The organism is candidate division KSB1 bacterium, assembly GCA_022566355.1.
GTDB lineage: Bacteria > Zhuqueibacterota > JdFR-76 > JdFR-76 > DREG01 > JADFJB01.
Genome location: JADFJB010000064.1, coordinates 1 through 24,624, shown reverse-complemented (window position 1 = coordinate 24,624; position 24,624 = coordinate 1). Strand labels below are relative to the sequence as shown.

Genomic DNA, 24,624 nt, shown 5'->3' with positions numbered 1-24,624 from the left:
TTAGTATATAAAAACCTAATTATTATAACTGTAACATATTAAAATTGTACTTATCAATATTATTAAACCTCCCCTAACCCCTCCTTAAACAAGGAGGGGAAATTCCTCCCCTTGCTAATCCTTGCTAAGGGGAGGTTAGGAGGGGTAATTGAGATCAAAAACTAAACTACATCTGTGAAACAATTGGACATAACTTAATCAATAATTAGCTGCTCACTTTTATTTTGCATATAACCAGCAATTAGTGCTGTTTTAAGGTTATTTTCTTATTACCAAAATATAACATTTAATGATAATAAGTCATCAGAAGGAACTGCGAGTATCCCCTCATTATGAATCACAGAACTGCAAGTCAAAAGGGATTAGCAACATACGAAGAATTTTATATTAAATGAATATAAAAACATCCAATCATCAGTAAATCAGTTTATTTCAATTTCAAAAAAGTTGCTATTATCCATATTGGGTAGGTTATTTCAAAGAAAAAGAACATATTACTTTTACCGTGGTAGATACTGTAAATGGAAAATTACAAGGGTCAAAGATAAATAAGTTTGGTCCTAAAGGGCTTACAGAAATTGACTCTGAATCAAGGAATTAAATTTTGATTACAATCGTATCCGGATTACCCCGTAGCGGCACCTCTATGATGATGCAAATTTTACACAAAGTTGGAATGGATGTATTGGATGATAAAGAACGCCAACCGGATGTGAATAATCCTTGCGGTTATCAGGAATACCAGAAAGTCAAACAGTTGCCTTATGATAACTCCTGGTTATCTATTGCCGATGATAAAGTGATCAAAATTGTACCAAAATATCTTACGTTTTTACCAACTGAACACAAATATAAAATTCTATTTATTGAACGGAACCTGGCAGAAGTAGTCCAATCGCAAAAATTGATGTTGCAAAACGCAGGAGGAAAATCTCCAAATGAATATCCGGATTTTCACATAACGAAATATCAGGAACATTTGGACGAAATCAAGAGATGGCTAATGCAACAGGAAAACATTCATGTCATTTTTTTTGATTATAAAGAAGTGATAGATCATCCGGAAAAGCAAATCAAACGGATTGTTGTATTCCTCGAAATGAACATGAATACTGAAGAAATGCTTGGAGTCGTTGATCCAGCTTTGTACCGACAGAGGTTAATAGGAAAGATTGTTTTGTAAAGCGAAATTTATTTCGTTTGTCACAAAGCTGAATACTAAAATAAAACAAGAGAGTTACAAATAATTCAAAAAACCATATTTTACAAAATATTCAAAATTTTTTAAAATCTTCTTGCCATCTCAATTGACTTTAGGTAAATTGAGTTACTAACAGAAATAAAAATAGTTATCTAGATTGATAAGAATGCCGTTGGCTAAATTTTCAAAAAGTGATTCCCGGGAATCACAATCTTCATTTCAAGACTTTATGAATTAATTATAGGATATAAAACGAGATTTTGTCTTAAGGAATCCAATGAAGCTGAATAAGCTTATCGTTTCAATTCTTATTTTTATTATCGCTATAGGCACTGCTTCCGTCCAGAGTCCTTTCTTGCCAGGTAAACTTGCTATTTATTATGGATTTCCCAGTCTGGTCAACGGATCGTTGGAAGACCTTACAGCCGCAACAGATGTGTTTAGCGATTATGATCTTGTTGTATTTGGCAGTGGACTGGAAAATCTGGCGCATTCCGATCACTCGAACACAGATACGATCATTAGCAATCTCAGGACTCCACCAAATAATACGGCAGTTTACGGATATATCCCTATTGGAGTGACAGTAGTTAACCTGTCCCAGGAGAAGATTAAGAATCGTGTAGATGCCTGGGCTGCAAGGGGAATTGTTGGAGCTTTGCTTGCTGAAACAGTCAATTTGCCAATGACTGAGATTCAGAGTCGTGTCGATGCCTGGGCTTCGATGGGAGTCGAAGGTATTTTCCTCGATGAAGCAGGATACGACTTTGGAGTATCCCGCCAAAGACAGAATGATGCGATAGACTATGTTCATGGCAAAGGGCTTGGGGTGTTCATTAACGCATTTAATCCGGATGATGTTTTCAGTTCAGCAATCGACCCTGGTTTCAATCCAACCGGTGAACCGGCATCCCTTGGTCCTAACGATATTTACCTGAATGAAAGCTTCCAAATTATATTGAGTGAATTTCAAGATCCGACATTCTGGGCAAACAAATCCGACAAGGCATTTGCTTATAAAAACCAATTTGGGACCCGGATGGCGACCGTTACCACAGTTTCAGAAAACGATCCCTCGTTTGACCAGGGAAAATTTGATTATGCCTGGTGGTCGACATTGCTTTATGGTTATGATGCTATGGGTTGGGGCGAACTATTTTTTTCTGCTTCGGATAGTAACTTGCCGTTTCGTTTACGTCCGGATCCCGACGAGATTGGAGATGCCTTCACTTCCCCGGTAAACCACACAAACACACCTATGCATATACGTACAACATCCAATGGGACGATAGAATTGGATGTTGTTGCTCATACCGGAAAATTCTTGAAGGGTGGAATTGTATTCTATGTAGATCGTTCAACCGGTGATGTGTTTGCAAAGGGTGCCTTCATAGGTAGTGGAGCAGACATGTCTGAGGTTATCAATGTTTCCGGGCGCGTCGAATTCGGCGACGTTGTGGAACTGGATCCCACAAAACCCGGCTACTATCGAAAAGCGAGTGCTAACAGTCATTCGATTACCGGAGTTGTAACCACCGAACCAGGATTTATACTTGGCAATAATCAGGATCGAATGACAATGTCTTCTGGTAATTCAGTTGAAAGAAAATCCGTACCAACGGACAGACCTATGCTGGCATTGATGGGTCGAGTGCCGGTGAAAGCCACAACCGAAAATGGATCAATAATCCCTGGAGATTTATTGATGGCAGCCAGCAAACCGGGTTATGCCCAACGGTGTGCTGAAGGTAAAGGATGTAAAGGGGCAGCTATAGGCAAGGCGCTTGAAGGTCTGGAAAAAGGAGAAGGATTGATTTTGGTGATGGTGATGTCGCGTTAGTAATAGGTGACAGGTGTGATATCAGCAATTCACAAAAATAAGTCAAATGTTTTTTTGACATTTCTATTATTTGTTCCTGAACTATTTATGCACCGGCCCAGGAAATTATCCTGGGTTTTTATTTTATTCAAGAATAGTTGTGGATTACATTTAAAAGATAACATAATGATGATAATCAATTTGTTAAACGCGTGTTATTAACTTATGCAAACAGATTTTCTAAATAGATTCCAGGATTACCTCATTAAGAAAAATCTAATTTCAGATGAAGAACGAATTGTCGTGGCAGTATCAGGAGGAATGGATTCGATGGTATTATTGTCCTGTTTTAACCAAATGGCGTCGAAATATAATCTAAGCTTATTGGTAGCCCATCTAAACCATAAATTGAGGGGTGAGGAATCTGACCATGATGAGAAATTTGTTTCGGAATATGTTCAAAATCTAAACATCAAATTTGTTTCCAAGCAAATCAATGTCGATAATTATGCGAAAGAAAATAAGCTTAGCGTCGAGCTGGCTGCCCGTGAAGTACGCTACCAATTTTTAGAAGAAATTAGAGCAGAAAAAAAATTCGATAAAATTACAACTGGCCACCATGCAAATGACCAGGCTGAAACGGTATTGTTCAATTTTGTTCGTGGCAGCGGTTGGGGAGGGTTGGCTGGAATCTTACCGAAAAGGAAAAATATCGTTCGGCCGCTATTATTTGCCTATCGTTGGGAGATCAAAAAATTTGCCGAGGATCAGAACTTGCAATACGTGCAGGATTCTTCGAATTTGTCTATGGACCACACACGCAATTACATTAGACATAATTTGCTTCCGGTAATCAAAAAGGAATTAAATTCTAACATTCATAAAAGACTTAACGATTTTAGTGCCATTTTCCTGGAAGGTGACAACTATTTAAAGGTTGAAGCGAAAAAGGCTTATCAGGCTTGTTTAATTTCAGAAGAAGATGAAAATTTTACGCTTGATATTGAACGTTTTTGCTCTTACTTTTCAATACTGCAAAAATATGTTCTGTTTCATATACTTGCAAAGGTCAAATTTAAACAAAATGTTCTTTCATTTCGTCAATTAGGTCAAGTTTTGGAAATCATACATCGTGGCAAATCAGGACGTTGGTATGAACTTCCGTCAGGTTGGAAGATTGGCATTGATCATTCAGGGATTGTCTTGTATAAAGATCATCAGCTGAAACCTATTCATAGGTCTGTGACGATTGGCGAAAAAATATCATTGGACAGTTTAAGGCTTAAATTTTCGAGCCAATTTTCACAAGAAAGTCTGACAGCATTCGAAAATGATTGTAATGTTGAATTTATCGATGCAAAGAAACTAAAAAACAATGAGATTGAGATTCGATCAATTGAAAGTGGAGATTATTTTTTTCCTTTAGGTCTTGGCCACAAACAAAAATTATCGAATTTTTTTATAAATCATAAAGTGCCTTATCATAAGCGGCGAAAAATTCTAGTATTAACTAATGGAAGTGAAATTGTCTGGGTTTGCGGATGTCGATTGGATCACAGGTATAGAATCACGGAAAATACCAGCAATGTTATTAAACTAAAAATCGAATATGAGTGAAGTGATAACATATCCAAATTTAAAAACAGAAATCGAAGAATCCGGTCGGTACCGTCTTTTACTATCGGAAGAGCAAATTCAAAATAGAATCAAAGAACTCGCCGATGAGATTTCTACGGATTACGCCAACAGGTGTCCTGTTTTAGTAGGCGTGTTAAATGGAAGTTTTATTTTTTTAGCTGATTTAATCAGGCAACTGTCAATTGATTGTGAAGTGGATTTTATTAAAATTTCCAGCTATGAAGATGCACTAAAATCATCTGGCAAAGTAAATTTAATGAAGGAAATAGATTGTGATTTGGAAGGAAAAGATGTAATTCTTGCCGAAGATATAGTTGATTCCGGTTTGTCTGTACAATTTTTGAATAAAAAAATATTGGCCATGAACCCAGCGTCACTTAGTTTCATTACGTTATTGGTAAAATGGGATAACGCAAAACCAAATAGAAAGATCGATTATGTTGGCTTTTCAATCCCACCGGAGTTTGTTATTGGTTATGGTTTAGATTACAAGCAAAAACTACGGAATCTAAAGAATGTCTATATAATGCAAGAATAATAAGAAATTCGGAGTTATAATATAGTTTATGGATAAAAAAAGAAAAAAAGGTAGCTCTTCAAAAAAACAAAATGGCGGTACAAACCGTGGACAAGGTAAAAAACCTGATAACTTCCAGTGGAAATCTCGCTCGTTAATCATTTGGATTTTGGTAATCCTTGGCTCGGTTTTGTTTGCCAATGCATTCGGGAATTTGGGTGGTAGAGGTGAGCAGGCAATAGAGTATGGTCATTATCGTGACTTCCTAGAGGCTGGTGATATTGAAAAAGCGATTATTGAAGGTGACGAATTACATGGGGAATTAAAATATGAAAATACCATTGAAATAGATCGTAAAGCGATTAAAGTATTAAGGTTCCATGTTACCCTGCCCTTTATTGAAGATTGGATGTTAAAAGAATGGGACGATTATGGAGTAGATTATAATTTCCAAAGGAAATCCGTTGATTGGTTAGGGTACTTTCTCAACCTGCTTCCCTGGATTTTGATCATGGCTGTTTTCTGGATATTTTTTCTACGGCGAATGCAAGGAGGCGGTGCTGGCGGAATTTTTTCGTTTGGAAAAAGCCGTGCTAAGTTGATAACGGAGAGCAAACCCCGGGTAACTTTTGATGATGTTGCAGGTGCAGATGAAGCGAAAGAAGAACTGCTCGAAATTATTGATTTCCTTAAAGTTCCTGATAAATACCAGAGGCTCGGTGGCCGGATTCCAAGAGGAGCTCTCTTATTAGGTCCTCCAGGAACGGGAAAGACGCTTTTGGCAAAGGCAGTGGCAGGCGAGGCTTCAGTTCCATTTTTCAGCATTAGTGGTGCGGATTTTGTTGAAATGTTTGTCGGCGTTGGAGCATCCCGCGTACGTGACTTGTTTGAACAAGGCAAACGCAATGCACCGTGCATCATTTTTATTGATGAAATTGATGCTGTCGGACGACACAGAGGCGCCGGGCTCGGTGGAGGTCATGACGAAAGGGAGCAAACCTTAAACCAACTTTTGGTTGAAATGGATGGATTTGAGACCGATGAAACCGTAATATTACTTGCTGCAACTAACAGACCTGATGTGCTGGACACAGCTTTACTGCGTCCGGGTCGCTTCGATCGCCAAATTGTGGTGGATCGGCCAGATATTAGGGGAAGAGAAGGTATTCTAAAAGTCCACACAAAAAAGGTTCCTCTTGCCGATGATGTTAAGCTAGACATTTTGGCAAAAGGAACACCTGGTTTCTCCGGCGCCGACCTGGCAAACCTGGTTAACGAAGCAGCGCTACTTAGCGCTCGTAACGGAAAAAAGCACGTAGAAATGGAGGATATGGAATCAGCCAAAGATAAGGAATTGATGGGCGTCGAGAGAAAGAGTATGGTCATTACCGAAGATGAAAAAAGAAGCACCGCCTTTCATGAAGCGGGACATGTTTTGGTTGCAAAATTAATTCCTGAATCGGATCCTGTTCATAAAGTAACTATAATTCCGAGGGGAAGAGCTCTTGGTGTAACTTCGTACTTACCCATAGATGAACGTCACTCCTATTCCAAAACCACATTGGAAATTCGTCTTGTGCATTTGCTTGGTGGTCGTGTAGCGGAGAAGCTTGTATATAATCATTTTACAACTGGAGCAGGAGATGATATCGAACGAGCAACTGAATTGGCTCGAAAGATGGTTTGTGAATGGGGCATGAGTGACAAAATTGGTCCTCTTGCATTTGGAAAAGAGAATGAAGAGATTTTTATTGGTAGAGAAATTGCGAGATCAAAAAATTATAGTGAACAGACGGCATTATTAATTGATTCCGAAACTTCAAAAATTGTAAAGGATGCTTCGAATCGCGCTGAAAGACTTATCAAAGGAAATATGAAAAAGCTTCATGCAATAGCTGAGGCTTTGTTGATATATGAGACCTTAGATGGTGACGAAGTTGATCAGATTTTTAAAGGCAAAACATTGAAAATCAAAAGTAGAAAAGCAGAAAATTCAGCAAAATCATCTGATAATTCCGGAGATGGGAAATCTCAAAAAAAGCAAGCTAGCGGTACAACAAGGAGAAAGAAAAAAGTAGAAGAAGAATCAAAAACAGAATGATTCTTTTTAATACGGTACTAACTAGTCTCATACTATTTTTTGACTCATTGTGAATAAACTGAATGAATTTGCATGTTTCAAACCAGTTTAGAATACTATTCTGGAAATGTCCCAGGAGGAATATTTCTTCTCGTTGCATTACTGGCAATTACCTGGTTCGTTCTTTGGTTCGTATTTCATTTTTCAAAATTACTGCGTCTTGATCGGTTAATTTTAGTAGGGGGTATTTGCAGTTTAAGTATTTGCATAGGTTATGTTTATTTTTGGTTTAAATATCCTCCGCCACATGAACGCCAACGGATTCTTATACTGGCTGATATAAATCCTGAGTTATCAGACTCCTCTTCACAAACTTATCTCTATCAAACCTATTTATATGAATTTCTAAAGAGCAAAATTGATTTGAGCCGGTTTCTGGTATATAAGCCGGATAGTTATCTCGCTATTGCAAATTGGGATTCTTTAAAATATTCTTCCTATCAAACCAAGCTCACTAAATTTATGAGAGCCAGTTATGTCATTTATATAAGAAACGAAACATCATCTGAGTTAATTACAGGAGACCTATTAGTTCAAAACCAATCTGCAGGATTTGATACCACAAGAGATGTTCTTTCAGGCACACCGGAAGAAATTGAATTACAGCCGGGAGTTTTGGATATTTTTTCAATTGATTCACAATATTCCAAAATCTTTACAAGCAGATGGCCTCAACAAATACAAAAAACATGGGCTAAAGGCAAACTTGCCTATATTTCAAAGGACTTGATTTCTGCTCAACACAGTTATTTGCAGTGTTTACAAATAGATGAGGGCTTTTATACTGCTCAAATCGAATTGGCCCAGTTGGATGTGGATTCTGCACAAATTCTACAAGCCGATGGAGGCTATTATCAAAATCATCTTTCCCGAGCTACTCAATATCTTTACCAATTGCGTGATCAAAATATCATAAATGGTGATGTAGAAAGAATTTGGGGTGAGCATGCAATTTTGTTGGAAAATTTTGTGGTTGCTGAACAGAAGTTAAAGGAGAGCCATAAATTAGATCGATTTAGCGACAGGCTGTATTTGGATTTGACCCAGTTACACCCGAGCCGCTATCAAAATCTAAAATTTCTCAACGAGGAATCGCTCATTCGCCAAGCGCTATTCGTTAATCCCGCTTCCTTTCAAGCAATAATCCAATATTCAGACTTTCTTAACTTGAATAGTCGATATGAGGAAAGTGAAAACATCCTTTTGCAATTTCTAGAGGTTTTCCCGGATCAATTTGATGTTTTGCTAACGCTTGGGAAATTCTATGTTTCACGACAAAATTACGTGGATGCCCATGCTATTTTCAGCAAAATGTTGTCTGGCAATTATTTTAATAAAATGCCTGTTAAATTTAATTTAGGTGTCGTTTATTTTCACCAGGAAGATTTTGTTAATGCAAAAAAAATCTTTACCAGGATAGCAACTCAAAACATGAATCCCGATGCTTTTCTTTACCTTGCTTACATTAGCGAGAAAGAGGAAGATATTGAGCAATCAATCGAATATTTACGCAAGAGAATCCGGTACAATCGCGGGCCAAACGATCGCTATAAAGAAGAAGCCAGAAAAAGACTGGTTATGCTTTTAAAAAAACAGGGAGAGTTACCGAATTGACAGCATTACCATCACATGTTCGGATTCTATCAAATCATTCCATCCATGGATTACCGGGTGATCAAATAATTTGTTTAAAGCTCGCGAATCTGATTCCTGAAAAACAAAAAAAACTAAAAGAGATTTTGTTGAGGAACAAATTTTCCTTCAAGAGTTTGGATTCCGAACTCTTTTTGACAGGATTACACTCCGAATATGCCAATTTAACAGTTGAAATGTCAGCTCAACAGGGCCTTGTATTCATTTCAAATGAAATTGCTGAAGTATTGGGAAACTTTGAAAATCAAACTGAATTGGTGTGGAAGATTAAAGGACGCTCTTTACAATTGCATGAGCGAACGCATATAATGGGAATTTTAAACATAACCCCCGATTCTTTTTTCGATGGGGGAAAATATATCCAAACCGCAAAAGCTGTAGAGCATGCCTTGCAAATGGTGGAAGATGGAGCTGATATTATAGATGTTGGTGGTGAATCCACTAGGCCGGGTGCTTTACCGGTATCAGAACAAGAAGAGATAAGTCGTGTAATCCCTGTGATTGAATCGATTAGAAAACAAAGCGGTGTCCCAATTTCAATTGATACCCAAAAAGTCAAAGTAGCAAAATTGGCTATTGAAGCCGGGGCGGAAATCCTCAATGATATTAGCGGCTTAGGCAATGATCCTGAAATTGCAAAATTGGCTTCAGATGGCGCTGGATTGATTTTAATGCATATTAAGGGTACACCCAGGGATATGCAACGGAATCCATCGTACGATAATTTAATGGAGGAAATCCTTCTTTTTTTGAATAATAGCAAGAATAAAGCAATGGAAATGGGTGTTAATTCTGATCAGATCGTTTTGGATCCCGGAATTGGTTTTGGCAAACAATGGTTTGATAATTATGACTTGATTAACCGCTTGCAAGAATTACAGGTATTGAACGCTCCAATATTAGTTGGAGCTTCGCGAAAATCTTTTTTGAACAAAGCTCTATCAATGGATCGGGGGGGGGAATTGGAGGGTTCCCTGGTGTCCCATGTGATGGCGGTGAAGAATGGCGCTCATATTGTGCGGGTTCATGATGTAAAAGAAACCAAGAAAGCCGCTCTTGTTGCCGATTTATTTTTAGAAAGAAAGAATCTATTCAGCCTCGAAGCCTCTACGACTCAAAAGATAAAACTATGAACTTGGAGCCTTTGAGTCTTAGCGGCTGAATTGTTGCGAATGAAAAAAAACAAAACCAATTACAAAATTCTATCTAGTAATCGATGAGTAAAATAAACATCACCTTGTTTCAAGTTGGCTTTCTAAAAGTCACGTTAATAGACGTGTTGGATGTATTGTTAATTGCGTTTATCCTGTATCGATTATACCAGTTTTTACGCGGGACCCGCGCTTTGCAAATGGCTGTAGGTTTACTAATCATTCTTCTGATGTCGGCTCTTGTGAATTTATTCAACTTAAACGGTATGGTATGGATATTTAATAACTTACAAACAATTTGGCTGATAGCATTTGTTATTGTTTTCCAGCCCGAATTGCGCAGGCTTTTACTCAATATTGGTCAAATACCCTTGATTCGAAAATTTGTACTTGTTCGTAGTGGACTTGCAATTGACGAGATTATCAAAGCCAGTTTAGAGCTTTCGAATCGCGGTTTTGGCGCCATAATTGTGCTTGCCAGAAATTCCGGATTGCGCCGGGTGATCGAAACAGGACAACCAATTCAAGCGGAAATATCATCACCTCTGATCGTATCACTTTTTAACCCGTTATCTCCTTTGCATGATGGCGCTTTGATAATTCAAAATGAATTAATAGAAGCTGCCAAATGTATTTTACCTTTATCTGAATCGACAAAATTAGAACCTTGGTTAGGCACAAGACATCGGGCAGCTGTAGGTTTGGCCGAAGAATCTGATGCTGTGATCATTATTGTTTCCGAAGAAACACGTAAAATCTCAGTGGCTATGGATGGTCAACTGCATAGAAATTTGGATGAAAAGAAATTGTACGAAATGATTGAACAAGCCATTAAGTCGAAATAAAGACGTGAAACTGAGAAGTAAGATGATAACGGAGAAGTGGAGTTATGGAGAAACAGAAAATGTAGGAATTTAGAGGTATAGGGTGACTTAAAAAAATAATTATACTTCTAATTTAATTTTGAGCAGAGATATGATCCCATAAACGAAGCTCCTTAATTTTAAGGAAATGGGTGTCATAGGTTATGATTTTTGATCCGATTACTATCGTATGTGAGGCAATGCAGATATCATTAATTGGTATGGGCGTGCCTACAGTTTTAAAATTACATTTGATTTGGGAATCGATAGAAATTCTTCCTGGTTATTTTTAAGGAGGGAACTAAAAGCATCAGGAAATCAATTTGATTTACTGAGATGATCATCCAGCCCATTCGGGGACGACAAAAATCTATAGAAAATCAGAGGCTGAAAATGAATTTCAATTTTTAACTTCTGTGAATGCACCGGATTCAATTTTTATTGACTATGATATTGAATTAGAATCGCGTTATTATTATTACCTCAAATCGGTGGATAAAAGGCGTTTTGATAGTGTCACGTCAGATACCGTTAGTTATATGCTCTTATCCAAAGCCAGGAATTTGAATCATTCTTAATGCCGCAAAGCCCACTTTTGCATGGCATTATCCGTTTATATCTCCAGTTGGATATCTACTTCGAATGGAAGATGTAAATTCTGATGAAGTGATATGGATATCACTTGTAACTTCATTTGATTCAATCACTGAAATCCAATATGATTGGGATGGAAAAGCTTTGCTTGATTCAATTCCAACTAACCGTCAGTTTCGTTGGCGTGTGGATGTGTTAGGCCCGGATATTTTTTCCGGCTCAGAATCAGTTTGGAATTTATTGGAACTTTAAAAATTGGAGGATAAATGATTCATCAATTTTACAAATTGGGAGTAATAATCTTTTGTTTATTCCTTGGGTTTGTGATTTTTACTAATGCTTATGCTCAGGGAAGTACGATCCTCAATTTTCAAAATAGAGGTGCACAATATCAAATTGGGTCGGACGATGAATTGCTCATAAAAGTGAATATTTGGGGTTTCGTACAAGCTCCTGGACAATATCTTGTTCCACGCAATACGGACCTGGTTTCTTTGATATCATATGCCGGTGGACCTTCTGCAAATGCAAAACTTTCCAAAATAAAAATTGTCAGAACTTTTGAACTAGAAACTAATGGTACAAATGGAAAGCCGCAAGAGAAGATTATTGAGTTTGATATCAAGAAATTCCTAGAAACTGGCGATATGAATTTTAATCCATTATTGATGCCGAATGATATGATCATGGTTAAAGGCACGACTGGTGCGTTAATTGCAAAATCATTTCAAATATTAGGACAATTAGCAATAATAGCTAACCTAACATATCTTATAATTAGAATTCAGAGATAATTAAATCACATGAAGGGTGTAATTTTAGCAGGCGGTTTAGGATCGCGACTTTCTCCTCTTACCAAAGTCACAAACAAGCATCTGCTTCCAATTTATGATAAGCCAATGATATATTATCCAATCGAAACATTGGTTCGTTCCGGGATTGATGATATTTTGATTGTAACCGGTGGTAAAAATGCAGGAGATTTTTTACGTCTAATTGGAAATGGCAAAGAATTTGGGTTAAGGCATATAAACTATACCTACCAGGAGGGCGAAGGCGGCATTGCCGAAGCGCTAGATTTAGCAGAATATTTTATAGATAATGATAAAGTTATTGTTGTTCTTGGCGATAATATACTTGAAAAAGATATAAAACAATATGTTGATGAATTTAAAGAACAAAAATCTGGAGCGAAAATTCTCTTAAAGGAAGTAGTAGATCCCCAGAGATTTGGTGTTGCAGAAGTCGAAGATGAAAAAGTGATAGGCATTGTTGAAAAACCACAAGTTCCAAAGACAAATTATGCAGTAATTGGTATTTATATGTATGATTCAAGAGTATTTGATATTATAAAAACACTAAATCCATCTGATCGAGGTGAATTAGAAATTACAGATGTAAACAATGCGTATATCCGATTAAAGGAAATGAGTTATAACATTTTGGATGGTTGGTGGACGGATGCCGGGACTTTTGAGTCTTTATATAATGCAAATCATTTAATCGCAAATAGTAATTTAAATTTTACTTAGGACTTAATTTATCGAACTATAATCACATTCAAGGAGATCTGTGATGAAAGTATCAAAAGTATCATTATTGCTTATATTGTTGTTTACAATAACATTAGTGCCGCTTGTGAACGCACAATTCCATGCTGGTGGCCAAGGTTTGATGTATACCCACTCTGCGAGAACATTGGAAAAAGGAGGTTTAAATGCTTTTTTTCATTCTCGTTTTTTTGGCAAAGGAATTGAATACGTGTCTGGCCCATTAACAATATGGGATGTTCAAGGCTCTTTTGCGTTGACCTATGGATTGAGTAATCGGGTTGAAATTACTTTTCAACCAATCATATATCAGGATGATGCCCTTGTGAATAGTAATATACCAGATGATTTATTTTTCAAATTAAAAATAGGTTCTCTTGGTTCTGCAGCAAGTAAATTTAAATATGGTGCCCTGGTCACAACAAGAATACCTCTTGCCGAACGTCATAATGTTCTTTATGAACCCTACTCTGCTGGATCATTTGAAGTTGGTTTTACCGGTTTAAGCAGCTATGCAAGTGATGTTCTTTTCCCGAATGAATCACTCAATGCCCATTTTAATCTTGGCTTTAATTTGCATAATGATTCAGGGAGTGGATTAAACAAGCTGCTTCCTGACAGTTTAGAAAACAAAGGTACTTCTTCTTCTCTAAATTTTGCTGTTGGTGTTGGACAGCCATATGATAAATGGAATGTATCTGCTGAGGTCCATGGAAGCTTTTTTGTTCAGAAGCCTCCGGTTTCAGCTTATAGTCGAGAAAGTTTCGTGTATTTTACCCCTGGTGTTTCCTATCAACTGTTTGATTGGGTGCAATTAAATGTAGCTGCCGATCTTCTCCTCACATCAGGTGAAGATGCAACTGACTATAATTTTGTTACCAAACCGTTTAGTGAGCTACCAGACTCCTATCCAACCTGGAGAATCAATACCGGTGTGAAATTTAATATTCTATCAGCTTCCTATAATCAAGGAAGTGAAAGAGATATTCTGGTAAGGAAAGCGGAAACACGCCGTGATGTATTTGAACAGATTGTAAGAGAGCAAAGAGAAACTGAAAAAGCTGAAAAAGAATTAACAAGAATCAAAGAAGAACGGCTAAAGGCTGAGCAAGAACTCGAAAGATTACGAAAACTTTTAGAAGGCGACGGTTCTAAGAAAAGCGATAAGAAGAAAAACGATTCAAACTGATAATAGATAATTAATTTTAGAGTTAAAAAAGCCCTCTTGTTTGAGGGCTTTTTTTTATATTTATTTTCAATTTAATATAACTCATTATGCCATTATTATAACTTAGTAGTACTACATTTTTCAAAATTCATAAACGATTTTGTTGAATTTATTTTTGAGAACTTGGGTTAGTTTATGAATCCTTTTTAAGGATAATTGGTGATTGCAAATTCCATTAATTTGTCCCATATTTAAATAATTGTAATTTGATGATATATATTTGGAAGAAGTTAATAGGATTAAAAAGATGACCAAATTAGCTTTAATTCAACAGTATGCTTCTTTGGATATTGATGAAAATATAAATCGCGCAGTGGCTTCAACTAAGAAAGCCGCAAATGAAGGGGCTCAACTTATCGCATTTGCAGAATTGGCCTTTTCTAGATTTTATCCCCAAACTCCGGCTTCCGGAGATGTGACGAAACTCGCTGAAACCATTCCTGGAAGAACAACAGATATATTTTCCCAATTGGCTAAGGAGTTTAGTATTGTTATTGTTTTAAATCTATTCGAACGCTATGGCAATGAGACTTTTGACTCTTCGCCGATGATTAATTCTGATGGATCCATACTTGGTACGACACGTATGGTTCACATAATTGAAGCGCCTTGTTTTCATGAAGGAGGATATTATACACCAGGGAATCATGGCACTCAGGTATTTGAAACAACTATCGGTAAAGTCGGAATAGCCATTTGTTATGATCGACATTATCCTGAGTATATGCGGTCCTTGGCTTTACAGGGAGCAGAATTAGTCGTTATCCCCCAGGCAGGTTCCGTAGGCGAATGGCCTCCTGGGTTGTTTGAATCTGAACTTCAGGTTGCAGGTTTTCAAAATGGCTATTTTACTGCACTTTGTAATCGTGTTGGAAAGGAAGATTGCATTGAGTTCGAGGGAAAGTCTTTTGTTACAGCGCCAGATGGAAGGATTATTGCACAAGCTCCCGATTCAGACGATGCCATTCTGTATGCTGAGATTGACCTTAATGAAATCCCTAATTCCCATGCAAAAAAACATTTCTTAATTGATCGGAGACCGGAATTATATGGCGCCTGGTTAAAATAAAGCTACTAAAATGCTTGGTATTCATCGCAATACATTACGGAGCCGAATGAAAAAATATCATCTGCAATCTCAGAACAATTCTCCAATATCATAGCAGTTTGTTCTAATTTTTTTAAAGCTGGTCATTTTCTGAACACCTCTGCCCGATTTTGTGCAACCTGTTGTATTTAAGGCATAAAATATTTCCAAAGTTTAATATGAAAATCGATCATAGAAAATTTTAACTTATTGATTTTAAAATACATATAACCAGATCTAAACTAAGAAATTTATTTTGGGTTGTGGATGGCATACAATTTGCATTTTTACTCAATTTAAATTTATTTGGAGATATAAGATAATAAACTGTTAACCACTTAACCATTTATCAATTAATAAACATTAAAATTTACAGGAGGTAAGAACATGGCTAAATCTATTGCGGATGTCCTGCAAATGGCTAAAGATAAGGATGCAAAAATTCTAGACTTAAAGTTTATGGATTTCCCGGGTTTATGGCAGCACTTTTCTGCTCCCATTTCCACATTAACAGATGATTTATTTACCGAAGGATTCGGGTTTGACGGTTCCAGTATCCGGGGTTGGCAGGCGGTCAATGAAAGTGACATGATTGTCATTCCAGATCCAAACACTGCTATTATAGATCCATTCATGCAGCCAACGACTTTAAGTTTGGTTTGTGATGTCCATGACCCTCTAACTAAAGAAAAATACACCCGGTGCCCGCGTAATATTGCCCAAAAAGCTGAAGCATTTTTGAAATCTACAGGTATAGCAGATATAGCTTACTTAGGCCCGGAAGCAGAATTCTTCATTTTTGACGATATTCGGTTTGACCAAACCGCCAATTCTAGCTATTATTTTATTGATTCCGTGGAAGGCCGTTGGAATTCAGGAAAAGAGGAAAATCCAAATCTTGGCTATAAACCACGCTACAAAGAAGGATATTTTCCAGTTCCGCCTAGCGATGCGTTTCATGATATTCGTAGTGAAATGATACTAACCATGATCGAGAGCGGGCTGGATGTGGAATGCCACCATCATGAAGTTGCCACAGGTGGACAGGCAGAAATCGATTTGAAGTATGGGCCTTTGGTAAGTATGGCTGATGGGATGCTGTTGTTTAAATACATTGTCAAAAATACTGCACGGAAGCATGGTAAAACCGCTACTTTCATGCCGAAACCGCTTTTTGGTGATAATGGTAGCGGGATGCATACCCACATAAGTTTGTGGAAAGAAGGAACTCCGCTATTCGCCGGTTCCGGTTATGCAGGCCTCAGTGAAATAGCCATGTTTTTTATGGGTGGTTTATTAAAACATGCGCCGGCTCTTGTCGCTATAACCAATCCAACAACCAATTCTTTTAAGAGATTGGTACCCGGTTATGAAGCCCCGGTTAACCTGGCGTATTCAATGAGAAATCGTAGCGCTGCATGCAGAATTCCAGTTTATTCCGATAATCCAAAATCCAAACGAGTAGAATGCCGTTGGCCGGACCCATCTTGTAATCCTTATTTAGCTTTTAGCGCCATGCTAATGGCCGGTTTGGATGGCATTACCAATAAGATCCACCCTGGTGAACCGTTGGATAAGGATATTTATGAATTGGCTCCGGAAGAATTGGCAGAAATCCCATCCACGCCTGCTTCATTGGATGAGGCTTTGGAAAGCTTGGAAAAAGATCATGATTTTCTTCTGAAGGGTGATGTTTTCACCAGTGATGTAATTGAAACATGGATCTCTTACAAAAGAGTAAACGAAGTGGATGCGATGCGGTTGCGGCCACATCCGTATGAATTCGCTTTGTATTACGATATTTAAGAAGATTGAATCAAATTAAAAGCGCCTGGACGATGAGACAATCGCCGGGCGTTTTTTTTTACCGAATTCAAGAATAATATAAATTAAATCTTTCAACTTATTTTGTGAGCTTACAAATTTGCTGTAAACAAAATAATTTATAGATTTAGCTATACTTATTTTGTTGATTTTTTGTCGGACCCTTTTGTGACCACTTTAATAGATTATAAAAAAATAGACCTTCTGTTACGGGAACAGCTAAACCCGGAACAAATTTCTAACTTTTTACAAAGTTTGAACTTTAAAGATTGGCAGGCTGCCCATCGAAGTCTTTTACGAATGGCTGAAACCGATGAGTTGATTCCCAATCTTAATCAATTGTACCCATTTCTCTTGGAGGTCATTTCCAAAGCAGCTAATCCCAATCAGACATTAATCAATTTTGAACAATTCCTGGATGGAGCTTCAGATAAGTCGGCCTTGCTTCAGTATCTGAACCACGAACCTCGTATGGTAGAAATTTTAATTACGCTTTTTGCCGGCAGCCAATTCCTTTCAGAAATTTTGTTTCGACACCCCGAATATTTCGAACAGTTAAAAGATCGTAAACAGCTAGCCCAGACTAAAACCGTTCATCAATTTTATGCCGAATCCATAAAGTCAATTCAATTTACCGAACACATATCTGAAAAACTGGATAATTTGAGAAAATATCAAAAGAAAGAATTGCTTCGCATTGGCGCCAGTGACTTAATGGGGCTTTTAGATTTTCAAACGGTTACTTTGCAAATTTCTAACCTTGCAGATAGTTTGGTACGTGCATGTCTTGAGATCGCCGCTGAAAAAACTCAAATCGATCCGCAAGGATTTGCTGTTCTTGCAATGGGAAAACTTGGGGGACAAGAATTAAATTACAGTTCCGATATTGATTTGTTGTTTATCGTTGAATCCATCCCAATAGCCTATCGCAAACTTGGTGAAAGTTTAATCAATTCACTTTCAAAAGCTACCGGTGAAGGATTTTTATACCGTGTGGACATGCGTCTTCGCCCATGGGGCCGTGATGGACCTCTTATTTCATCTTTGGAGGATCATTTTAAATATATTGAAACGACGGCCCGGTTATGGGAAAAACAGGCTCTATTGAAAACCAGGGTTATTTCAGGCGAAGAAAGAGTTGGCATAGAATTTTTGAATCGAATTCAACCTTTGGTTTTCGATGTAGCCAATCATAATGTGCGGGCTGAAGTTAGCCTAATGAAAAAAAGTGTTGAAGCAAATTTGCGCATACGAGGTGAAAACCAACGGGAAGTTAAGCATGGAGAAGGTTCCATCCGTGATATTGAATTTCTAACGCAATACCTCCAGCTTATTCATGGTGCCAATCGACCCGAAATACGCAGTCGCAACACTATTGATGCTTTGGCTCGTTTGCGCGCATGTGATCTCTTACCAGTAGAGCAATTTAGAATCTTAACAGACGGATATACTTTTCTGCGTATTATTGAACACCATTTGCAATTGATGCATTATCGCCAAACTCATCTTATTCCATCCAAAGCTGATGATATTACTTATCTTGCCAATAGACTTGCATTTTCGGGAAAAAATGCCGGTAAAAACTTCATGGCTCGTTATCAGGAACATAGTAGAGCAATCCGAGAAATCTATGAAGAGTACCTTGGCGGTTCCAAGATTCCTAAACAGGTTCGATTAGGTCAGTTACCTTCTAATATTCACGGGATTGAGAATGATTTAAGTAAACATGTTTCCAGAATGAATGCTTCTTACCGAGAAATATTTTCAAACGAGGAAATTGAAAAACATGAAAAACTAATTCAGTTTCTCGATGAGAATACATTGGCAAAAATTGAAGCAACTTCTTTAACGGATCATTCCTGGCAGCTCGTCATTGTCGGTTATGATTATTTAGGTGCTTTATCCGTCATATGTGGATTGCTCTTCATTTATGGATTCAATATACAAAGCGGCCAAATTTTCACCTATGAATCAGTAGATTCGACCGGCGCCAAACAACCGGGTAGCCGAAGAAGACGCAAGAGAATATCCCATTCTAATGTGGAAAAAGGTTCCCTGCGAAAAATTGTAGATGTGTTTCGAATTACTCAAACTCAAAAACATGTTTCTGAAGAAATTTGGCAAAACTATGAGACCGAGCTTGTGGATTTTTTGCGTAAGATACGCGCAAAACAAAGTAAGGAAGTGCAAGGCGAATTGGCTAAGCGTGTTGCGAACACGCTACGTCAAACAACCACAGAGGTAACAACTTCAATGCAACCGATATTAATTGATATTGATAATACAGCCTCCGAACATCATACGATTCTAAGGATTGATGCTTCGGATACAATCGGATTTTTATATGAATTAACAAACGCTCTAACTTTGAATGGAATATTCATTTGGCGGGTTATGATCAGCTCTATTGAAGATCGTTTGCATGATACCATTTTCGTTACTGATATACAAGGTCAAAAAATCACAGAACCCTCAAAACAGCGGGAATTGCGAATCGCAACTACGTTGGTAAAACACTTTGTTCGCTTGTTGCCAAATGCACCCAACCCAGAATCTGCATTATTGCATTTTCGTGAATTCATCGAGCAACTTTTTCAGCAGAGTAATTGGATGAATGAGCTGGTTTTTATCCAAAAACCGGATGTAATGGATGCACTTGCAAAACTTTTTGGCGTGAGTGATTTTCTTTGGACTGATTTTCTCAGGTTGCAGCATCACAATTTGTTTCCAGTCCTTAAGGATTTAGAAGCCCTTTCTACCGTAAAATCAAAAGCGGATTTGAGAAAAGAACTAAATATGGCTCTAAACAAAATATCTGATGAAAGCGAGACTGTACTGAAATTAAATGAATTTAAAGACCGTGAGATGTTTCGCATCGATATGCGCCACATTCAAGGATATATTACCGAATTCGGTCAATTTTCCGCAGAGCTTTCCGATCTTGCCGAAGTAATCGTTGAAACTGCATTCGCCTTTTGTGAAAAACACCTCGTTGAGAAATATGGAATGCCGGTAGTTGGCAGTAAAAGAAGCCCGATAACGTTATTCGCATTAGGTAAATTTGGTGGGCGAGAAATGGGATTTGCATCGGATATAGAGTTGATGTTTATTTATGAAGGAAAAGGCAAAACAATAGGTCCAAATTCAATTACAAATGCTGAATATTTTGAAGCATTGGTTCATGAAGTCAGAAATTCGATACATGCCAAACGTGCAGGTGTATTTGAAATAGATATGCGTATGCGGCCTTATGGCAAGGCAGGACGATTTTCAGTAACAAAAGATGCGTTCCAAAAATATTTTGATCCGGATGGACCTGCCTGGAATTACGAACGTCAAGCACTAGTTAAATTACGCCCCATAGCTGGCGACCCAAATTTTGGCAAAGGGATTGTTGAGCTTCGTGACAAGATCCTTTATACTGATGAGCCATTTGATGTAATTTCTATGCGTGCAATGCGGGAACGTCAAATCCGGCAATTGGTAACTGGTGGGACTTTGAACGCGAAATTCAGTCCGGGTTGTTTGGTTGATTTGGAGTACCTGGTTCAAGGCCTTCAAATTACACATGGCAAGGCAAAACCAGAATTAAAGTTACAAAATACACGTCAGGCAATATTAAAGCTACATGAGACTGGCATTATCACGAAACAAGAAGAGGAAACGCTTACAAATGCACTGGTTTCCCTTAGATTGTTAATTGATAGTCTCAGGGTCGTTCGCGGAAATACACGGGATTTGACTGTTCCTTCCACTGACACCGAAGAATTTTATTTTCTTGCCAGAAGACTTGGTTATCTGGAAAAAAACCAGTTAAAAAAGGATATTTTGAAGTTTACGACCAACGTTCAAGAGCTAAACAATCGCTTGCTTCCTTATCCAAACTAGAGAACTTTGGTATCGATCCACCCATTTCCATAATCCATATTGAGAATCCCTTTTATAATTGATATATTGGGATTCCTTATTTTGAAGAATGAATTTGAAATCCTAACTGCTAATCGAAAAGAGGCGATAAGATGAAACAAAGAACCCGATCGTTAACCAAAAGCTATATCAGTTTTGTACTAATATTAATGATCCCATTTTTTAAAGGAATTACGCAGGATAAATCAAGTCTACAACCCTACATGGATATTGTGAAAAAAATGCGGGCAAAAGGAATGGCAGAGCTGAAAGCTTATTCAATGCTGGATGAGTTGATTGCTGTGGCGGGCAAAAGAATGGCAGGGTCACCGGGAGCCGCGGCAGCAGTAGAGCAAACCCGTCAATGGATGCAGGATTTGGATTTTGATGACGTTCACCTGGAGCCCATGATGGTTCAACGATGGGTCAGGGGAACCGTTGAAGAAGCAAGTGTAATCAATTCGCCGACTGTTGGTACCAGGCTTCTTTCCGTTTGCGCATTAGGAAATAGTATAGGCACATCTGAGCTTGGAATTTCCGCATCTGTGATTGAAATCCAATCGTTGGAAGAAGCAGAAAATTTGGGTGAAAAAGCAAAAGGAAAAATTCTGTTTTATAACAGGCCTTTAGATCCTGACCAGATTGTAACTTTCAGAGCTTATGGTGGAGCAGTGGACCAAAGAGGAAGCGGCGCAATTGCGGCTGCCAAAGTTGGGGCAGTTGCGGTGCTGGTTAGATCAATGACCCTTCGATTGGATAATGTCCCTCATACCGGGATGATGCGTTACGAAGACAATGTTCCTAAAATCCCTGCGGCAGCAATTAGTACCCGGGATGCAAATTTCCTGAGTATGCTATTGTTAAGAGATCCGGAAGTTATTGTAAATTTAAGATTAAGCTGTGAAACACGGTCGCCGGTTCCTTCGGCAAATGTGGTGGGACAGATTACAGGAAGCGAAAAGCCTAATGAAGTCATTTTATTAGGCGCTCATTTGGATGCCTGGGATAAAGGCGTCGGTGCTCATGATGATGGCGCTGGTTGTGTTCAAGTTGTTGAAGCATTGCGGTTAATAAAAGAATTGGGACTTCAGCCAAAACGAACGATCCGGGCTGTGCTGTTTATGAATGAAGAATTCGGGCAAACCGGTGGCAGCGATTATGTGAAATCGGGTCGACGCAAAAACGAGAAACATGTGGCGGCATTTGAGTCGGATGCGGGCGGTTTCATTCCACGAGGATTCCGGGTTGGAAGAAATGAAGAAGTTGCCGGGAAATACCGAAAATGGCTGCCGCTTTTTCAAGAGCTGGGTATGGACTTGTTTACTGCTGGTGGCGGTGGCGCGGATATCGGACCTTTGGCTCGGCAATGGGATACGCTTCTGATAGGCCTCGCACCGGATTCCCAGCGTTATTTTGATGTTCATCACTCGGAAAATGATGTGTTGGAAACTGTGAGTCCAAGAGAGTTGGAAATAGGCGCTATCGGTATGGCAATTTTTGCTTATGTGCTGGCTGAGGAAGGTAACTAACTACCTTAAAAATAATAAGTTAGTTGCCATTTCAATTGCGGATTTTATTAACTCTGTTTATATAGCCGGCTTCATTATGATATAAATAAAGGAAGTTTTTTCCTTGGAATGAAAATCAGCTTGGTTAATGCTTGGATCGGGTATGAAATTGATGCCTGGTTTAATTTTAGAATGATTCCCTTAATCGATAATCAAAATTACGTATGGTTGCTTTACGGCCAACATACGGGAAAAGATGGCCGTAGCTAAACTGTGTTTCCATAACTTATTGTTTTATTGTAATACTGGTGGTGCGGACCTTTTTTTTGATAAATATTTTGGATTGAATCCGTTACGACAATATTGCGAATTACCTGCATGCCCAAAAATAAGATTGCCTGATTGACACTAGAAACCGTTCGAAATAAACCATAAAAAGCAGAATTAGCTACTTTTATTATTCTGGCGGCGATAATAGGTTGAGTGGACAGGACATCTACAATATAATCCACATCACTATTTAATCCACTCGTCAATTCAAGAATACGAGTAAGAATATTAGGAGGTGCAGAAAGTTCTTTAGATAGATTAAGTAACTGATCCTTTAAGGAATTTGGAATTTGTAACTTGAATTCAGCCCCTGCTGGCTTTTTAAATTGTAAATCCGATTCATTCCTTAACTTGAACCTGATATCTTTTAATTATCGACTTACAATTAAAATTATTAATAGAGTCTGTTATATTGATTCCTAAAAAATTTCTAAGCTTGCTAATTGAAAACTTTATTTACGAATTGCAGGGAAAACGTTAGAAGTTTAGATGATTTTTTTAATACAAATCAAGAATATTTTTCTTTTTTATTAGATCTCAGAGGTACTATTAGCAAATATTATTGCCTGGCCGAGACAGAAAAGGATATTTAAGAGAGCGAATAACTATGATAGAGTATCACCAGACAGAACACGGCGTTAAGCCTCTTTGCACGGCTTTTTCTGTTTCAAGGGCTACATTTTATCGTTCAATGAAGAATGATAGTATGGTACGGATTTCCATAAAAGAGTCGCCCAGACGCATATTAGAGCATGAGGAGACGATAATTTTGGACACACTTAATTCGGAACGTTTCTTAGATTTGTCACCGGCTGAAATATGTGCGATTTTACTTGATGAAGGAACATATCTTTGCAGTGAACGGACAATGTATCGTATTCTTTCGAGACATGAACAAAATGTAGACCGGCGAAATCGAGTCCATCATAATTTTTCTGTTCCTGTACTATTGGCAAAAAACCCGAATCAGCTATGGTCATGGGATATTACGAAATTAAAAGGTCCGCAAAAATGGACTTATTATTATCTTTATACGATCCTTGATATTTTTAGTCGTTATGTTGTTGGCTGGATGGTAGCTTACAGACAAATCGCAACTTTGGCAAAGGAGTTAATTGCCGAAAGTTGCTTGAAACAGAACATCGAACCGGGACAATTGAAAATTCATTCGGATCGGGGAAAACAGATGCAATCAAAGACCCTGGCACAATTACTTATTGATCTTGGAATAATAAAATCATTCTCAAGGCCGCATGTTCCTGATGATAATCCTTATTCCGAATCACATTTTGGTGTTCTTAAAGGCAGGCCGGAATTTCCTGACCGTTTTGGATGTATCTATGATGCCCGGTTATTTTGCAGGAAATTTTATAACTGGTATAATAACGAACATAGACACTCAGGAATTGGAATGTTGACACCGGGTACAGTTCATTATGGGAAAGCAGATCTGGTTCTTGCTAAAAGGCAACTAGTTCTTGAAGAAGCATATAAAAAATATCCGGAACGTTTTGTGAAGGGAAAACCAGAAGTGAAAAGGTTGCAGCAAATGGTGTGGATTAATAAACCGAAAAACTAGCTTAAATAAAAAATGAAAAGTGTCTCATTTTTATTG

The 24,624-nt window shown here is 38.0% G+C and carries 20 protein-coding genes; 19 read left to right on the top strand and 1 reads right to left on the bottom strand.

Features of this window, described 5'->3' with window-relative positions:
- Nucleotides 1-604 precede the first annotated feature (604 nt).
- The 18 genes from IIC38_12180 to IIC38_12095 all read left to right on the top strand — a co-directional run bounded on the left by IIC38_12180 (nucleotide 605) and on the right by IIC38_12095 (nucleotide 22,949).
- The gene (locus IIC38_12180; GenBank protein MCH8126705.1) at nucleotides 605-1,183 is read left to right on the top strand and encodes a sulfotransferase domain-containing protein; all 579 of its coding nucleotides are present in this window, start codon (nucleotides 605-607) and stop codon (nucleotides 1,181-1,183) included.
- 295 nt (nucleotides 1,184-1,478) lie between these two features.
- The gene (locus tag IIC38_12175) at nucleotides 1,479-3,041 is read left to right on the top strand and encodes a hypothetical protein (protein ID MCH8126704.1); all 1,563 of its coding nucleotides are present in this window, start codon (nucleotides 1,479-1,481) and stop codon (nucleotides 3,039-3,041) included.
- A gap of 204 nt (nucleotides 3,042-3,245) precedes the next feature.
- Complete coding sequence (gene tilS / locus IIC38_12170) at nucleotides 3,246-4,637, top strand: tRNA lysidine(34) synthetase TilS (GenBank protein MCH8126703.1); 1,392 nt, start codon at nucleotides 3,246-3,248, stop codon at nucleotides 4,635-4,637.
- Nucleotides 4,630-5,196 (top strand): hypoxanthine phosphoribosyltransferase, encoded by a 567-nt coding sequence (hpt, locus tag IIC38_12165; GenBank protein ID MCH8126702.1) that lies wholly within the window; start codon nucleotides 4,630-4,632, stop codon nucleotides 5,194-5,196. Before tilS ends, hpt begins: the two co-directional genes overlap by 8 nt.
- A 28-nt stretch (nucleotides 5,197-5,224) precedes the next feature.
- Entirely contained in the window at nucleotides 5,225-7,276 is a 2,052-nt protein-coding gene (gene ftsH, locus IIC38_12160) for an ATP-dependent zinc metalloprotease FtsH (protein ID MCH8126701.1), read from the top strand.
- A 72-nt stretch (nucleotides 7,277-7,348) separates the two neighbouring features.
- Nucleotides 7,349-8,929, top strand: coding sequence for a hypothetical protein (locus tag IIC38_12155; protein MCH8126700.1), 1,581 nt, complete (start codon nucleotides 7,349-7,351; stop codon nucleotides 8,927-8,929).
- Nucleotides 8,930-9,144: 215 nt separating this feature from the next.
- On the top strand, nucleotides 9,145-10,101 hold the full coding sequence (gene folP / locus IIC38_12150) for a dihydropteroate synthase (protein ID MCH8126699.1): 957 nt from the start codon (nucleotides 9,145-9,147) through the stop codon (nucleotides 10,099-10,101).
- Nucleotides 10,102-10,199: 98 nt separating this feature from the next.
- Complete coding sequence (locus tag IIC38_12145) at nucleotides 10,200-10,964, top strand: TIGR00159 family protein (protein ID MCH8126698.1); 765 nt, start codon at nucleotides 10,200-10,202, stop codon at nucleotides 10,962-10,964.
- 660 nt (nucleotides 10,965-11,624) lie between these two features.
- Nucleotides 11,625-11,828, top strand: coding sequence for a hypothetical protein (locus IIC38_12140; protein ID MCH8126697.1), 204 nt, complete (start codon nucleotides 11,625-11,627; stop codon nucleotides 11,826-11,828).
- 14 nt (nucleotides 11,829-11,842) lie between these two features.
- A complete protein-coding gene (locus tag IIC38_12135) occupies nucleotides 11,843-12,370 on the top strand; it encodes an SLBB domain-containing protein (GenBank protein MCH8126696.1) in 528 nt (175 codons plus the stop codon).
- 9 nt (nucleotides 12,371-12,379) lie between these two features.
- Entirely contained in the window at nucleotides 12,380-13,108 is a 729-nt protein-coding gene (locus IIC38_12130; protein ID MCH8126695.1) for an NTP transferase domain-containing protein, read from the top strand.
- Nucleotides 13,109-13,151: 43 nt separating this feature from the next.
- Entirely contained in the window at nucleotides 13,152-14,315 is a 1,164-nt protein-coding gene (locus IIC38_12125; GenBank protein MCH8126694.1) for a hypothetical protein, read from the top strand.
- Nucleotides 14,316-14,601: 286 nt separating this feature from the next.
- A complete protein-coding gene (locus IIC38_12120; GenBank protein ID MCH8126693.1) occupies nucleotides 14,602-15,423 on the top strand; it encodes a carbon-nitrogen hydrolase family protein in 822 nt (273 codons plus the stop codon).
- A gap of 10 nt (nucleotides 15,424-15,433) precedes the next feature.
- Nucleotides 15,434-15,517: a hypothetical protein gene (locus IIC38_12115; GenBank protein ID MCH8126692.1), complete on the top strand. Its 84-nt coding sequence runs from the start codon at nucleotides 15,434-15,436 to the stop codon at nucleotides 15,515-15,517.
- 311 nt (nucleotides 15,518-15,828) lie between these two features.
- Entirely contained in the window at nucleotides 15,829-17,247 is a 1,419-nt protein-coding gene (glnA, locus tag IIC38_12110) for a type I glutamate--ammonia ligase (protein ID MCH8126691.1), read from the top strand.
- Nucleotides 17,248-17,433: 186 nt separating this feature from the next.
- On the top strand, nucleotides 17,434-21,153 hold the full coding sequence (locus tag IIC38_12105) for a glutamine synthetase adenylyltransferase (protein ID MCH8126690.1): 3,720 nt from the start codon (nucleotides 17,434-17,436) through the stop codon (nucleotides 21,151-21,153).
- A 131-nt stretch (nucleotides 21,154-21,284) separates the two neighbouring features.
- A complete protein-coding gene (locus IIC38_12100) occupies nucleotides 21,285-22,700 on the top strand; it encodes a M20/M25/M40 family metallo-hydrolase (GenBank protein MCH8126689.1) in 1,416 nt (471 codons plus the stop codon).
- A gap of 108 nt (nucleotides 22,701-22,808) precedes the next feature.
- Nucleotides 22,809-22,949: a hypothetical protein gene (locus IIC38_12095; GenBank protein ID MCH8126688.1), complete on the top strand. Its 141-nt coding sequence runs from the start codon at nucleotides 22,809-22,811 to the stop codon at nucleotides 22,947-22,949.
- On the opposite strand, the gene IIC38_12090 is transcribed toward IIC38_12095, so the two are convergent.
- Nucleotides 22,946-23,215 carry an HDOD domain-containing protein gene (locus IIC38_12090; GenBank protein MCH8126687.1) on the bottom strand — a complete coding sequence of 90 codons (270 nt, stop codon included), beginning with the start codon at nucleotides 23,213-23,215 and terminating at the stop codon, nucleotides 22,946-22,948. The two genes, IIC38_12095 and IIC38_12090, sit on opposite strands and share 4 nt — an antisense overlap.
- Before the next feature lie 401 nt (nucleotides 23,216-23,616).
- Between IIC38_12090 and IIC38_12085 the strand changes: the two genes are divergently transcribed.
- Nucleotides 23,617-24,588: an IS3 family transposase gene (locus IIC38_12085; GenBank protein ID MCH8126686.1), complete on the top strand. Its 972-nt coding sequence runs from the start codon at nucleotides 23,617-23,619 to the stop codon at nucleotides 24,586-24,588.
- Nucleotides 24,589-24,624: the final 36 nt, after the last annotated feature.

Coding starts and splice junctions, on each gene's coding strand:
- IIC38_12115 (MCH8126692.1), top strand. CDS start 15,434: ATGCTTGGTATTCATCGCAATACATTACGGAGCCGAATGAAAAAATAT.
- tilS (MCH8126703.1), top strand. CDS start 3,246: ATGCAAACAGATTTTCTAAATAGATTCCAGGATTACCTCATTAAGAAA.
- IIC38_12175 (MCH8126704.1), top strand. CDS start 1,479: ATGAAGCTGAATAAGCTTATCGTTTCAATTCTTATTTTTATTATCGCT.
- hpt (MCH8126702.1), top strand. CDS start 4,630: ATGAGTGAAGTGATAACATATCCAAATTTAAAAACAGAAATCGAAGAA.
- folP (MCH8126699.1), top strand. CDS start 9,145: ATGTCAGCTCAACAGGGCCTTGTATTCATTTCAAATGAAATTGCTGAA.
- glnA (MCH8126691.1), top strand. CDS start 15,829: ATGGCTAAATCTATTGCGGATGTCCTGCAAATGGCTAAAGATAAGGAT.
- ftsH (MCH8126701.1), top strand. CDS start 5,225: ATGGATAAAAAAAGAAAAAAAGGTAGCTCTTCAAAAAAACAAAATGGC.
- IIC38_12135 (MCH8126696.1), top strand. CDS start 11,843: ATGATTCATCAATTTTACAAATTGGGAGTAATAATCTTTTGTTTATTC.
- IIC38_12120 (MCH8126693.1), top strand. CDS start 14,602: ATGACCAAATTAGCTTTAATTCAACAGTATGCTTCTTTGGATATTGAT.
- IIC38_12125 (MCH8126694.1), top strand. CDS start 13,152: ATGAAAGTATCAAAAGTATCATTATTGCTTATATTGTTGTTTACAATA.
- IIC38_12155 (MCH8126700.1), top strand. CDS start 7,349: ATGTTTCAAACCAGTTTAGAATACTATTCTGGAAATGTCCCAGGAGGA.
- IIC38_12130 (MCH8126695.1), top strand. CDS start 12,380: ATGAAGGGTGTAATTTTAGCAGGCGGTTTAGGATCGCGACTTTCTCCT.
- IIC38_12100 (MCH8126689.1), top strand. CDS start 21,285: ATGAAACAAAGAACCCGATCGTTAACCAAAAGCTATATCAGTTTTGTA.
- IIC38_12140 (MCH8126697.1), top strand. CDS start 11,625: ATGGAAGATGTAAATTCTGATGAAGTGATATGGATATCACTTGTAACT.
- IIC38_12085 (MCH8126686.1), top strand. CDS start 23,617: ATGATAGAGTATCACCAGACAGAACACGGCGTTAAGCCTCTTTGCACG.
- IIC38_12095 (MCH8126688.1), top strand. CDS start 22,809: ATGAAAATCAGCTTGGTTAATGCTTGGATCGGGTATGAAATTGATGCC.